10 protein-coding genes and 2 pseudogenes are annotated in these 13,894 nt (G+C 64.2%); 10 read left to right on the top strand and 2 right to left on the bottom strand.

The features are described from left to right. Positions 1 to 20 precede the first annotated feature (20 nt). From tsaE to trxA, 6 genes and pseudogenes are all read left to right on the top strand, one after another. On the top strand, positions 21 to 491 hold the full coding sequence (gene tsaE, locus ACR3EL_RS17290; protein WP_170340647.1) for a tRNA (adenosine(37)-N6)-threonylcarbamoyltransferase complex ATPase subunit type 1 TsaE: 471 nt from the start codon (positions 21 to 23) through the stop codon (positions 489 to 491). Further along, on the top strand, positions 488 to 1,492 hold the full coding sequence (locus ACR3EL_RS17295) for an aminoglycoside phosphotransferase family protein (RefSeq protein WP_170340648.1): 1,005 nt from the start codon (positions 488 to 490) through the stop codon (positions 1,490 to 1,492). Before tsaE ends, ACR3EL_RS17295 begins: the two co-directional genes overlap by 4 nt. Continuing rightward, on the top strand, positions 1,489 to 2,175 hold the full coding sequence (locus ACR3EL_RS17300) for a nucleotidyltransferase family protein (protein ID WP_170340649.1): 687 nt from the start codon (positions 1,489 to 1,491) through the stop codon (positions 2,173 to 2,175). Before ACR3EL_RS17295 ends, ACR3EL_RS17300 begins: the two co-directional genes overlap by 4 nt. Next, a pseudogene (gene addB, locus ACR3EL_RS17305) lies at positions 2,168 to 5,094 on the top strand (double-strand break repair protein AddB). The gene ACR3EL_RS17300 and the pseudogene addB overlap by 8 nt, the downstream one beginning before the upstream one ends. Next, positions 5,091 to 8,450: a double-strand break repair helicase AddA gene (gene addA / locus ACR3EL_RS17310; RefSeq protein ID WP_480722447.1), complete on the top strand. Its 3,360-nt coding sequence runs from the start codon at positions 5,091 to 5,093 to the stop codon at positions 8,448 to 8,450. Before addB ends, addA begins: the two are co-directional and overlap by 4 nt. A 60-nt stretch (positions 8,451 to 8,510) precedes the next feature. Beyond that, positions 8,511 to 8,831 carry a thioredoxin gene (trxA, locus tag ACR3EL_RS17315; RefSeq protein ID WP_093963876.1) on the top strand — a complete coding sequence of 107 codons (321 nt, stop codon included), beginning with the start codon at positions 8,511 to 8,513 and terminating at the stop codon, positions 8,829 to 8,831. 126 nt (positions 8,832 to 8,957) lie between these two features. On the opposite strand, the gene ACR3EL_RS17320 is transcribed toward trxA, so the two are convergent. Then, positions 8,958 to 9,152 (bottom strand): DUF1127 domain-containing protein, encoded by a 195-nt coding sequence (locus ACR3EL_RS17320; RefSeq protein ID WP_093963877.1) that lies wholly within the window; start codon positions 9,150 to 9,152, stop codon positions 8,958 to 8,960. A 195-nt stretch (positions 9,153 to 9,347) separates the two neighbouring features. Between ACR3EL_RS17320 and hslV the strand changes: the two genes are divergently transcribed. Further along, complete coding sequence (gene hslV / locus ACR3EL_RS17325; protein ID WP_093963878.1) at positions 9,348 to 9,905, top strand: ATP-dependent protease subunit HslV; 558 nt, start codon at positions 9,348 to 9,350, stop codon at positions 9,903 to 9,905. A gap of 3 nt (positions 9,906 to 9,908) precedes the next feature. Here hslV and ACR3EL_RS17330 read toward each other — a convergent pair whose 3' ends face one another. Beyond that, positions 9,909 to 11,150: an MFS transporter gene (locus ACR3EL_RS17330; protein ID WP_480719924.1), complete on the bottom strand. Its 1,242-nt coding sequence runs from the start codon at positions 11,148 to 11,150 to the stop codon at positions 9,909 to 9,911. Between the two features lie 200 nt (positions 11,151 to 11,350). On the opposite strand from ACR3EL_RS17330, the pseudogene hslU reads away from it, so the two are divergent. The 3 genes and pseudogenes from hslU to ACR3EL_RS17345 all read left to right on the top strand — a co-directional run bounded on the left by hslU (position 11,351) and on the right by ACR3EL_RS17345 (position 13,855). Further along, a pseudogene (hslU, locus tag ACR3EL_RS17335) lies at positions 11,351 to 12,657 on the top strand (ATP-dependent protease ATPase subunit HslU). A gap of 101 nt (positions 12,658 to 12,758) precedes the next feature. Further along, entirely contained in the window at positions 12,759 to 13,328 is a 570-nt protein-coding gene (locus ACR3EL_RS17340; protein WP_480722448.1) for an alpha/beta hydrolase, read from the top strand. Further along, a complete protein-coding gene (locus ACR3EL_RS17345; RefSeq protein WP_480722449.1) occupies positions 13,322 to 13,855 on the top strand; it encodes an alpha/beta hydrolase in 534 nt (177 codons plus the stop codon). The genes ACR3EL_RS17340 and ACR3EL_RS17345 overlap by 7 nt, the downstream gene beginning before the upstream one ends. The last annotated feature ends 39 nt before the right edge of the window (positions 13,856 to 13,894 follow it).

A 13,894-nucleotide genomic window follows, 5' to 3' on the forward strand; every position in this document is an offset into this window, starting at 1 on the left:
GCCCCGTTCATTGTGACGCCATGAATTCGCCCGCTTCGATCACTCTGACATCACCGGAAGAAACCGCCGATCTGGCCAGCCGCCTGTCCGCCCATTTGGCGCCCGGCGACGTTATTTTGCTGGACGGCCCAATCGGCAGTGGCAAAACCCATTTTGCACGCAATCTGATCCAATCAGCACTGCCTGTGCCCGAAGATGTGCCATCGCCCACATTCACGCTGGTTCAGGTTTACGATGGCAAAGCCGGCGAAATCTGGCACTCCGATCTGTACCGGCTGACTTCGGTGGATGAGATCGAGGAATTGGGCCTGACCGAGGCCTTTGACACGGCGATCTGCCTGGTGGAATGGCCTGACAAGCTGGGTCCGCTACAGCCGGCCTCGGCCCTGTTGGTGCAGTTTCATGCCGACCCTGCTGCCGAAGAAACCCGACACCTGACCCTGACGTGGTCCGATCCCAAGTGGACCGACAAATTGAAGAGGATCGCATGACCAACCGCGCAGTTCTGGCCGAGGCGCTGATCGCACGGACCCCTTGGGCCAAAGCCTCTCGCGCACCGCTGGCCGGAGACGCCTCGAACCGCCGGTATGAACGTCTGACCGACCCGGACACGGGGCAAACCGCCGTTTTGATGGACGCGCCCTCGGATAAGGGGGAAGACGTGGAGCCCTTTGTCAGGGTGGCAAAATACCTGCAGTCCGTCGGTCTGAGCGCGCCCGAGATTCTTGCCGAGGACGCCGAGAACGGGTTCCTCCTGCTGGAGGATTTCGGCGACGATCTGTTTGCCCGCCTGATCGAGAAGCAACCGGAGGTCGAGCGTGAATTGTACGAGGCAGGAACCGACGTGCTGGTCCACCTGCACTCTGGGCCCCTGCCCTCGTTGGACAGCTATGACCCGTCCCTCATGGCGGAATTGTCGGCCCTTGCCTTCACCAAATATGCCCAAGGGATACAAGGCGCCTATGACGTAGACGCCCATGATCGTTTTCAGCATCGGTTCGCCGACATATTGCTGCAGGAAACCTCGGGCACGCGGGTGGTGACCCTAAGGGACTACCATGCCGAGAACCTGATCTGGCTGCCTGAGCGCGACGGGGTTCGCCGGGTCGGCCTGCTGGATTTTCAAAGCGCAATGCTGTGCCATCCCGCCTATGACCTGATGTCGTTGCTGCAGGATGTCCGCCGCACTGTCCCGGCCGCAATCGAGATGAGCATGGTCAACCGCTACATCACGGCAACAGGTGTGGATGACCACGATTTCCGCACGGCGTACAGTGTCCTCGGCGCCCAACGCAACCTCCGGATATTGGGCGGATTTGCCCGCCTCGCCACCGACTATGGCAAACCGCATTACGTGGATTTTATCCCGGCGGCCTGGGGTCATCTGATGCGCGATCTCGAGCATCCGGCGCTGGTCTCGGTCGCGGATCTGGTTCGGCAGGCGCTGCCATCCCCAACGCCCGAAAACCTTGCAAGGCTGAGGGCCGGATGACCGATACACCCGAGGCTATCATGCTGTTTGCCGCCGGTTTCGGCACCCGAATGGGCGCGTTGACCCGCACCCGGCCCAAGCCGCTGATCCCGGTGGCCGGGCGGCCGCTGATCGACCATGCGCTGGACCTAACGGATGCGGTGCGGCCGCGACGGGTGGTCGCGAACCTGCATTACCTTGCTGATCAGCTGGCGGATCATTTGGCGCCACGTGGTGTCCTGCTTTCACACGAACAGCCGGACATCCTGGAAACCGGCGGCGGATTGCGGGCGGCCTTGCCGCTGTTGGGTCCGGGTCCGGTTTTCACGATGAACACCGATGCGATCTGGTCCGGGCCCAACCCTTTGGAACTGCTGCAGGCGGCCTGGGACCCGGCGCGGATGGACGCGCTGTTGATCTGCGTGCCGATCGCACAGACGATCGGACATACAGGCCCCGGAGATTTCAGGATCGACCCCCAAGGCCGGCTTGCACGCGGGCCGGGTCACGTCTATGGCGGCATTCAGATCCTCAAGACCGACGGTTTGGCGGACATTCCGGAAAAAGCGTTCTCGCTCAATGTCTTGTGGGACCGGATGCACCGCGATAGCCGGCTGTTCGGTCTGCAATACCCCGGGCGCTGGTGCGATGTGGGCCGCCCCGAAGGCATCGCCCTGGCCGAGGAGATGCTGGCCGATGTTTGACCCCAGCGCCACCCCCCGGGTCTTTGCGGTGCCGCCCGGTGCGGATTTTCCGCAGGCACTGGTGCGTGGGCTGCGGGCGCGCTGCGTCGGCCGCCCGCCCGAGGCGCTGGCCCGCGTGCAACTGGTGCTGAACACCCGCCGCATGGCCCGCCGCGTGCGCGAGCTGTTCGATCAGGGTCCGCCCTGCCTCTTGCCCCGCATTTCGCTGGTCACCGATCTGGGCGAAAGCGTCGATCTTGATCGTGTACCGCCCGCCGTACCGCCCTTGCGTCGCCGGCTGGAACTGACGCAGCTGGTGGCGCGACTGCTGGACCAGCAACCGGACCTGGCCGCGCGGTCATCGCTGTTTGACCTGTCCGACAGCCTCGCCGCCCTGATCGAAGAGATGCAGGGAGAAGGCGTCCCGCCCGAGGCGATCCGGCAGCTGGACGTGACCGACCTGTCGGGCCATTGGGCACGGGCGCAGGCCTTCATCGGCATCGCCGACCAGTTTCTGAAGACCGAGGATGGCAGCCTGGACGTGCAGGCCCGCCAACGCCGCGTGGTCGAGAACCTGATCGCCCGCTGGCAGGACGCGCCGCCGCAACACCCGGTGATCCTGGCCGGGTCCACCGGCTCGCGCGGGACCACGCTGATGCTGATGCAGGCGGTGGCGCGGCTGCCGCAGGGGGCGCTGATCCTGCCGGGGTACGATTTCGACCAGCCCGCCCATGTCTGGGAGCGGCTGGATTCGGCAATGACCTCGGAGGATCACCCGCAATACCGGTTCCGCAAGCTGATGACCGAACTGGGGATCGGGCCGGCCCAGATTGCAACCTGGACCCCGGACCAGCCCCCCTCGCCCGCGCGCAACCGTCTGGTTTCATTGGCATTGCGCCCGGCCCCGATCACCGATGCCTGGATGAGCGAAGGCCCGCAGATGCGCGATCTCGATGCCGCGACTCGCGACATCACCTTGGTCGAAGCGCAATCGCCGCGGGCCGAGGCGCTGGCCATCGCCCTGCGCCTGCGGCAGGCGGTCGAGACCGGCCAGACCGCCGCCCTGATCACCCCCGATCGGATGCTGACCCGCCAGGTCAGCGCCGCGCTGGACCGCTGGAACATCCTGCCCGATGACAGCGCCGGCCTGCCGCTGCAACTGTCGCCACCGGGCCGGTTCCTGCGCCATGTGGCCGGGCTGTTCGCGCGCCGTCTGGATGCCGAGGCGCTGCTGACCCTGCTGAAACACCCCTTGTGTCACAGCGCCGGCGACCGCGGCGCGCATCTGTTGCACAGCCGCGATCTGGAACTGCGCCTGCGTCGCAATGGCCCGCCCTTCCCCGACAGCGCCAGCCTGACCGGCTTTGCCGTTGAAAAAGACATACCCGACGCGTGGGTCCAGTGGTTGATCCGCCATTTCTGCGACCAGCAGATCAGCGGCACTCTGCCCCTGACCGGCTGGGTGCAGCGCCTGCGCGATCTGGCCGAGGCGATTGCCGGTGCCGGAACCGACGGCGCAGGCGAGTTGTGGGAGAAAACGCTGGCCAAACGGCGCTGGCGGTGATCTCGGGCCTTGCGGACGAGGCCGAGCACGGCGGCGAGATGACGGCGCTGGATTTCGCCGATCTGCTGGGTGCGCTGCTGGCCGGACAAGAGGTCCGCGACCGCGACGCCCCCCAGCCGCGGATCATGATCTGGGGCACGCTCGAAGCGCGGGTTCAGGGTGCCGACCTGCTGATTCTGGGTGGGTTGAACGAAGGCAGCTGGCCCGAGGCTCCCGCGCCAGACCCCTGGCTGAACCGCCAGATGCGCGACCGTGCCGGCCTGCTGCTGCCGGAACGACGCATCGGCCTGTCGGCGCATGATTTCCAGCAGGCCATCGGCGCGACCGAGGTCTGGCTGACCCGCGCGGTCCGTTCGGATGATGCCGAAACCGTTCCGTCACGCTGGCTGAACCGATTGACCAACCTGTTGCAGGGCCTGCCGGATCAGGGCGGCCGCGCGGCGCTGGAACAGATGCGCGACCGGGGCAAGACATGGCTGCGCTGGTCCGAGATGCTGGAACAGGCGCCCCGGATCGCCGCCGCACCGCGCCCCTCGCCGCGCCCGCCGGTGGCCGCGCGCCCGCGCCGCCTGTCGGTGACCGAGATCAAGCGGCTGATCCGCGACCCCTATGCGATCTATGCCAAGCACGTTCTGCGCCTGAAACCGCTGGACCCGCTGGTACAGGCGCCCGACGCCCTGCTGCGCGGCATCGTGATCCACGAGATCCTGGAACATTTCGTCAAGGACAGCGTGTTGGACGGCGCGCTGCTGACCCGTGACAACTTCCTGAAACGGGCCGAGGCTCTGCTGGATCAGCATGTCCCCTGGCCCACCGCCCGGAAACTGTGGCTGGCGCGGCTGGAACGGATCGCCGACGACTTTCTGCGCGCCGAGATCACCCGCCGCAGCGACGGCGGCCCGATCGCGTTCGAGGCAAAGATGCGCCTGACGCTGGAACCGCTTGGGTTCACCCTGAATGGCCGCGCCGACCGGATCGACCGCAACAGCCGCGGCGCGTTGACCATCATCGACTACAAGACCGGCACGCCGCCCTCGGAATCGCAGCAGGCCAAGTTCGACAAACAGCTGCTGATCGAGGCCGCGATGGCCGAACAGGGCGGGATCGACGGATTTGACCCGATGGCCGTGGCCAGCGCCGTGTTCATCGGTATGGGCGGCACCTACAAAGAGGTCCCGGCACCCCTGGACAAAGAGCCGCCCGACAAGGTTCTGGCCGAGCTGAAGGAGCTGATTTCCACTTATTTAGAGCCTGATCAGGGGTTTTCGTCGCGCCGGATGATGCACAAGGACAGCGACGTGGGCGACTATGACCACCTGGCGCGGTTCGGCGAATGGGACCGCACCGCCGAAACCAAGCCCGAGGATCTGACATGACCCCGCGCGACGAAGCGACCGAACGGCAGGTTCAGGCGGCGCGGCCCGATGCGTCGACCTGGCTGGCGGCCAATGCGGGCTCGGGCAAGACGCGGGTTCTGACCGACCGCGTGGCGCGGCTGCTGCTGGACGGCGTGCAGCCGCAGCACATCCTGTGCCTGACCTACACCAAGGCCGCCGCCAGCGAGATGCAGAACCGCCTGTTCAAGCGGCTGGGCGAGTGGGCGATGCTGGACGACGCGGCATTGCTGCGGCAACTGACCGAGCTGGGCGTCGAAGGGGTGATCGACCCCGACCGCCTGGCCCGTGCCCGCACCCTGTTCGCGCGCGCCATCGAAACGCCGGGCGGGCTGAAGATCCAGACGATCCACTCGTTCTGCGCCTCGTTGCTGCGGCGGTTCCCGCTCGAGGCCCGTGTCAGCCCGCAGTTTTCCGAGATGGAAGACCGCGCCGCGGCCCTTCTGCGCGAGGAAATCGTCGAGGATTTCGCCGAGGGCCCGCAGGCCCGCCTGATCGAGGACGTGGCCCGCCACATCACCGATACCGGCTTTGACAAGCTGACCGCCGCAATCGCCCAGAAGCGCACCCTGTTCACGCCCGCGCTACAATGGCCCGACCTGCTGGCCCGTTTTGACCTGCCCGAGGGGTTCGACGAGGACGCGCTGCTGGTGCAGGTGTTTCTGGGCGGCGAGGTCGAGTTGGTCCGGTCGATCCTTCCGGCGCTGGCGGGCGGCGGCAAGACCGACGCCAAAGCGGCCGAGAAACTGTCGGGCTTCACCGAACCGGCCTTGGGTCAGTTGCCGGTGCTGGAAGACGTGTTCCTGACCGGCAAATCCGCCAAAGAGCCCTTTACCGCCAAGATCAACAGCTTTCCCACCAAGGCGCTACGCGAGGGGGTTCTGGCGGGGCAGATGGATCCGCTCGAGGCATTGATGCGGCGGGTCGAAGCTGCAAGGGAAGGGCGACTGGCGCTGGCAGCCGCACGCAAATCTCTGGTGCTGCACCGCTTCGCGGCGGCCTTCCTGCCGGAATACGAGCGCCGCAAGCAACTGCGCGGCTGGCTGGATTTCGACGACCTGATCCTGCGCGCGCGCCTGTTGCTGAACGATCCGGCGGTGGCCGCTTGGGTTCTGTACCGGCTGGATGGCGGCATCGACCACATCCTTGTGGACGAGGCGCAGGACACCAGCCCCGATCAATGGGATGTGGTCGAGAAACTGGCGCAGGAATTCACCAGCGGCGAGGGCGCGCGGTCCGGGGTCGAGCGGACGATCTTCGTGGTTGGCGACAAGAAACAGTCGATCTATTCCTTCCAGGGGGCAGACCCGCAGGCCTTTGACCGGATGCAGGCCGAGTTTGGGCGGAAACTAAAGGAATCAGGCTCTAAACTGTGGGATTGGACGCTGGAATACTCGTTCCGCTCCTCCAGCGCCATCCTGTCGCTGGTCGATATCCTGTTCGAAAACCGCGCCGATGCGGGGTTTCAGAAAGAGTCCCAGCACCGCGCCTTCAAGGCCGATCTGCCCGGCCGGGTCGATCTGTGGCCGGTGGTGGAAAAGGTCGAGGACGCGGACGAGGGCGACTGGACCGACCCGGTCGATCGGCCCGCGGCGCAGCATCACACGGTGATCCTGGCCAACCAGATAGCCGCGCGCATCAAGGCCATGATCGACGCCGGCAAAACCATCCCCGAAGACGGCCCCACGCGCGGCACATTCGTGCGCCGCAAGGTGCGGCCGGGGGATTTCCTGATCCTGGTTCAGCGCCGCTCGGACCTGTTCGCCGAGATCATCCGCGCCTGCAAGGCCCAGGGTTTGCCGATCGCAGGGGCCGACAGGCTGAAGGTGGGCGCGGAACTGGCGGTCAAGGATCTGGCCGCGCTGCTGAGCTTTCTCGCCACGCCCGAGGATGACCTGTCACTGGCCACGGTGCTGAAATCGCCGCTGTTCGGCTGGTCCGAGCAGATGCTGTTCGACCTGGCTCATCGTCGGCAGGAAAGGTACCTGTGGGCGGCGCTGCGCCAACGAGCCGGGGATTTTCCCGAAACGCTGGCGGTACTGAACGATCTGCGCGGGCAGGTGGACTTTCTGCGCCCCTATGACCTGATCGAACGGGTGCTGACCCGACATGACGGACGCCGCAAACTTTTGGGCCGTCTGGGTGCCGAGGCCGAGGACGGCATCAACGCGTTGCTGTCGCAGGCACTGGCCTATGAGCGGTCGGACATTCCCAGCCTGACGGGCTTCCTGGTGTGGATGCAGACCGACGACCTTGAGATCAAGCGCCAGATGACCGGCGTGGGCGACATGATCCGGGTGATGACAGTGCATGGCTCGAAAGGGCTGGAGGCGCCGATCGTGATCCTGCCGGACACCGGCAAGCGGCAGCCGCCCCGCGATGCCGAGATCATGGTCGCCGACGGAACGCCGCTGTGGAAGGTGCCCGCCGACCTGTCGCCCGGCCTTGTGGCCCGCGCCCGCGAAGACGCGCGCCAACGCGAGGAGAACGAGCGGCTGCGGTTGCTGTACGTTGCGCTGACCCGGGCCGAGAAATGGCTGATCGTGGCGGCTGCCGGCGATCTGGGCAAGGACGGGTCCAGCTGGTACCAGCTGGTCGAAGAGGCGATGGGCCGGGCAGGGGCCACCGAGATCCCCGGCACCGGCGTCCGCCGTCTGGCGCATGGCGATTGGGAGGATCTGCCACTGGACCATCGCCCGACCCCGGAACCGGTGCAGGATACCCTGCCGGACCTGTTCCACCGGCCCGCGCCCGAGCCGACGCCCGATCCCGAGACGCTCAGCCCGTCCGATCTGGGCGGGGCCAAGGCCCTGCCGGGCGAGACCGGACTTGAGGAAGAGGCCGCCAAACTGCGCGGCACCCGCCTGCACCTTCTGCTCGAACATCTGGCCCAGGCGCCACGCGACCGGTGGGATCAGCTCTGCGCCCGGCTTCTGCCCGATATGCAGGACGGTGACCGCCGCGACCTTCTGGCCGAGGCGGCGGGCGTACTGACCGCGCCGGACCTGGCCCCCGTCTTTGCACCGGCCGCGCTGGCCGAGGTGCCCGTCTCGGCCACTCTGGACGGTCGTCGGATCCACGGGGTGATCGACCGGTTGATCGTGACGGATGACGTGGTGCAAGTCATTGATTTCAAATCGAACGCCACGATTCCCGATCGGGCCGAGACCTGCCCCGAGGGCCTGCTGCGCCAGATGGGCGCCTATGCCGCCGCGCTGTCGCAGATCTATCCTGGCCGCGAGATCCGCACCGCGATTTTGTGGACCCGGACGGCGCGCCTGATGTGGCTGCCACACGATCTTGTGACAGATGCGCTGGTGCGGGCCCAGATATCTTGACCTCCCCAATGGGCGCACCTACGTTCGACTCCCAACCGCATGTCATTCAGGAGACAGAATATGTCGACCGTAGCCGTAACCGACGAAACCTTTGACGCCGAAGTCAAGAACTCGGACGTCCCCGTCGTGGTGGATTTCTGGGCCGAGTGGTGCGGACCCTGCAAGCAGATCGGCCCCGCTCTGGAAGAGCTGGCGGCTGAATATGGCGGCAAGGTCAAGATCGCCAAGGTCGACGTGGACAGCAACCCAAACTCGGCCGCAGCCATGGGCGTACGCGGTATTCCCGCGCTGTTCATCTTCAAGGACGGTCAGGTGGTTTCGAACCGCGCAGGCGCTGCCCCGAAGGCCGCCCTGCAAAGCTGGATCGACGAATCCATCTGATACCGAACGGAACTCAACAAAAAAGGCGCTCCTCATCGGGCGCCTTTTTTGTGCATGGTCTGCGCAAATAAAAAGCCGCCCGGAAATCCAAGCGGCCATTCGTCTTTAGTCGAATTCGGTCTGAATTCAGATCTTGGCGATATCTTCGCGGACCAGACCGATATCTTCCAGCTGGGCATCGCTCAGTTGCGACAGCAGCTTGCGGGTCTTGCGGGCGGTGTTCCATTCGGCGACAGCTTCGAAAGCGTGCGAGATGCCGTCCACTACACGCAGGATGGTAGCTGCTCCGAGCGGCGCATGGATGTTTGCGGTGGTTGCCATTTGCGCATTCCTTTTTTGAAACAGCCGACCCTGTGTCGGTTGTAAGCCTCATCTAGTCTTGCGACAGGCGACTCACAATTGCTGGTCCGACAACCCCGTGATGCACGGATTGCATATCTTTTGGGCAGTTTGAGAACGGGTTGCGCGGATCGCGCCTCCGGCCCATATAGGGCATCAACGGATACGGAGGCTTGAATGGCGGAGAACGACTTTCCCGGTTGGCACGGCACCACGATCATCGGCGTCAAGAAAGGCGGCCAGATCGTCATCGCGGGTGACGGGCAGGTCAGCCTGGGCCAGACCGTGATCAAGGGCACCGCCCGCAAGGTGCGGCGCCTGTCGCCCGGCGGGTTCGAGATCGTCGCCGGGTTCGCCGGCTCGACCGCCGACGCCTTCACACTGCTGGAACGGCTGGAAGCCAAGCTGGAGGCCACGCCCGGTCAACTGGCCCGCGCCTCGGTCGAGCTGGCCAAGGACTGGCGCACCGACAAGTACCTGCAGAAGCTTGAGGCGATGCTGATCGTCACCGACGGCCGTGACCTGTTCGTGATCACCGGGGCCGGGGACGTGCTCGAACCGGAACATGACGTGGCGGCGATCGGGTCGGGTGGCAACTTTGCCCTGGCAGCCGCGCGCGCGATGATGGACAGCGACAAGTCGGCCGAGGAGGTTGCCCGCGAGGCCATGGCAATTGCCGCCGACATCTGCGTCTACACCAACGGCAACCTGACGGTTGAGAGCATTTCGGGCTAGGGGTCAGGCCAGCAGGGCCGAAATCTCCTTGCCCTTCCACCGCCGGTGCATCCCGATCAGCCCCAGAATGGCCGAGGCGATCACGATGTAATAGGGCAGGCGGATATCGATGCTCATCAACCCGCCGCCGATCAGCGACATGATTCCACCCGCCAGGCAGAACACGGCCGTGGTTACGCCCATGACCCAGCCCTGATCCGCCTCGCTGACCGACGAGGAGAACAGGCCCAGAAGGGTCGGGTAGGCCACGCCGAACAGGAAATAGAACAGGAACACCGGCACGTAGCTGAGCACGCCGCTGGGGCTGAAGGCAAAGGCAAAGCCGCAGATCACCATGACGATCAGCGAAACATATATGATGTTGTGCTTTCTGAACCGTTCCTGCGCGGGTTTCACGAGAAACGTACTGGAGAAGGCCAGCGCCACACCAATGACGACCATGGCCATGCTGCCGCCGATCACGCCGTAACCAAAAGCGCTGGTCAGGAAATTGTCCACAAACACGTAGAAGGTGACGTTCGCGATCATGAAGAACGCGTAGACGGGCAGGATCTTCAGAACCATGGGGTGGCCACGCACGGCGACCAGGCTGTCGGTTACGTCGCGTGGGCGAAAGACGAAGGGTTCGCGTTCGGTTCGGGTATCCTTGAAAAAGAACAGCACCAGCAGGATTGCGATAAGCACCAGGACAAACGCGCCGTAGAATGGGGTCTTGAGCGTGGCAACGCTGCCCAAAAGCGCCGCATCCGACAGGACCGCTCCGATGATCGGGCCGCCGACCAGGCCAAAGCTGACCCCTGTCACGATATAACCCATGTTCCGGTCACGATCGGCCGCATCCGTGCTGCCGTCGATCATGGCCGCCTGCGCAATAGGTTGGTTTCCGGCCGTGAACCCGGTGATCGACCGGCCCACGATCAACAGGATCAGGCTGTTGAGATACAGCGCCGCAATCGTGATCGCATAACCGGCCAGCGCTCCGCCCAGGCAGACCAGAAGTGCATTCTTGCGCCCGATGGAGTCCGAAACTTTCGAGACATAGACGACGCCCAGAAACCAGGACAGGAAGAAACACCCGATCACCAGACCGTAGTAGAAGTGACGGCTGCCCATGGACGTGCTTGCCGGCAGAAAGCCCGATTTCGTCTCCATGATCAGCGAGTTGATGATCGGAAAAACCAGCCCTTGGCCGATCAGGTCCACGAACACCACGAACAGCAGGGTAATCTTGGCAATCTTGGTCATTTCACGCTCCGGGTCCCGCGCACATTCCGCCAACCCTATCAGAGGACACCGAAATCTCCCAACACGGAGGTCAGGAAAGAATTGCATTGGCGCCGGGTCATTGTTAACCAACGCGGCCAAATGTGCGGTCTCGGTTGTTTTTGCCGACCCCGTGCTTACCTAAGCCGCAGCTGACTGCCGACCATCGAAAGGACTGCCCTGTGACCGACCTGACCCCGCGCGAGATCGTCTCGGAACTGGATCGTTTCATCATCGGGCAGAAGGATGCCAAGCGCGCTGTCGCCGTGGCCCTGCGCAACCGCTGGCGGCGCAAGCAGTTGGCGGATGACATCCGCGACGAGGTCTATCCCAAGAATATCCTGATGATCGGGCCCACCGGCGTGGGCAAAACCGAGATCAGCCGCCGCCTGGCCAAGCTGGCCCGCGCGCCTTTCATCAAGGTCGAAGCGACCAAATTCACCGAGGTCGGCTATGTTGGCCGCGATGTCGAACAGATTATCCGCGATCTGGCCGATGCCGCGATCATCCAGACCCGTGAATACATGCGCGAAGAGGTCAAAGCCAAGGCGCATCAGGCTGCCGAGGACCGCGTGATCGAGGCCATCGCCGGCTCGGACGCCCGCGAGAGCACCCGAGAGATGTTCCGCAAGAAGCTGAAATCCGGCGAGCTGGACGACACGGTGATCGAACTTGAATTGGCCGATACGTCCAACCCGATGCCGATGTTCGACATTCCCGGCCAGCCGGGTGGACAGATGGGCATGATGAACCTGGGCGACATTTTCGGCAAGGCATTCGGCGGGCGCACCGTCAAGCGCCGCATGAGCGTTGCCGAAAGCTATGACATCCTGATCGGGGAAGAGGCCGACAAGTTGCTGGATGACGAGGCCGTCACCGCGCGGCGCTGGAATCGGTCGAGCAGAATGGCATCGTATTTTTGGACGAGATCGACAAGGTCTGCGCACGGGCAGAAACCCGCGGAGGGGATGTCAGCCGCGAAGGCGTGCAGCGCGACCTGCTGCCGCTGATCGAAGGCACCACCGTCTCCACCAAGCACGGCCCGGTCAAGACCGACCACATTCTGTTCATCGCCAGCGGCGCGTTCCATATCGCCAAGCCTTCGGACCTGTTGCCGGAACTGCAGGGGCGTCTGCCGATCCGGGTCGAGCTGCGTGCGCTGACCGAAGAGGATTTCGTTCGCATCCTGACCGAGACGGACAACGCGCTGACCCGCCAGTATACGGCTTTGATGGGCACCGAAAACGTTACCGTCAGCTTTACCGAGGACGGGATCGCCGCGCTAGCCCGGATCGCCGCCGAGGTGAACCAGAGCGTCGAGAATATCGGCGCCCGGCGCCTGTACACCGTGATGGAGCGCGTTTTCGAAGATCTGTCCTTTGTCGCGCCGGACCGTGCCGGCGCGGAAATCGTGGTCAACGCGGCCTTTGTGGATGAAAACCTTGGTGAGCTGACCAAATCCACGGACCTGAGCCGTTACGTTCTGTAACATGATCAGCCGGTTTTTGCCGGTTGGTCCTGCGCAATTATCTGGACGCGTCGGCAGGTTACGCTATGCGTAGCACGTAACTGTTGGTCTGGGATCGTTCCGTGCTGCGCTATCTGATCATTTTCGTCACGGTTTCCGTTTTGGGAGGCTGCGTTGACCGATCCATCTCGGTCACCTTGCCCGAAGCGTTGGACGTCGGCACCGCGCAGACCGTGTTCGCGGCGACCACCCGCGCACGCGAGGCCGATGGCTCTTACGGGTATCGTCGTGCAGACCGCCTGCAATTCCTCGAAACCACCGTCTCGATCCCGCCGAACCACCGCCCCGGGACGCTTGAGTTTTCCTATTCGGACCCGAACCCGAGCCGGCAGTTCGTTTTGGCCGGTGTGCGCGAATTTCCGTCCGAGCAGGATCTGAAAGCACGGCTGAACGGCGCCAAGGAAGTCACAATCTTTGTTCATGGCTACAACGCCACCCAGACCGAGACCGTTTTTCGCGCGGCTCAGTTGGCTCACGATATCGGCCTGCCTGGCAAGACGTTGGTCTATTCCTGGCCCAGCCGAGGGTCCGGATCGGGCTATGCCTATGATCTGGACAGCATGCTGTTTGCCCGCGACGGTCTGCAACAAACCATCTCTACGCTGAAATCCTGGGCGTCCCGCGCGTGCTGATCGTTGCGCACTCGATGGGAGGCGCGCTGACCATGGAGATGATGCGCCAAGCCGAGCTGCGCGAGCCGGGCTGGTCGCGGCGCAATCTGGAAGGTGTGTTGCTGATCTCGCCCGATCTCGACGTTGACGTGTTCCGGTCGCAGATGGCGGTAATCAAATCTCCGCCCGAGCAATTTGTGATCATGGTCTCGCGCAAAGACAAGATCTTGAACGTGTCCGGACGCCTGCGCGGAACTGCCAAGGGTGAGCGGCTGGGCAACATCAGCTCGACCGAGAAGCTGGCGCAGTACCCGGTCAGCATCATTGACACCACGGCCTTCAACAAGGATGCGGAATCCTCGCATTTCGTAGCCGCCACATCTCCGGCACTTCTGTCGATTCTCAACGCGGCGGGCCGGGTCAGCAGGACCTTTGGCCGGGATCAGGGTGGTATTGATCTTCTTGTGCCGCCGGCCGTGCGAAACGATGCCGGCGCGACTGAGGTTGTTCTGACCGAAACCGGGCAGGTGCGGGTCAGCACTCCGTGATTGGGCGCGGGGTCCGCCTTTTCCTTGCGGACAATGCTC

Source organism: Ruegeria sp. BJ3 (assembly GCF_056535665.1).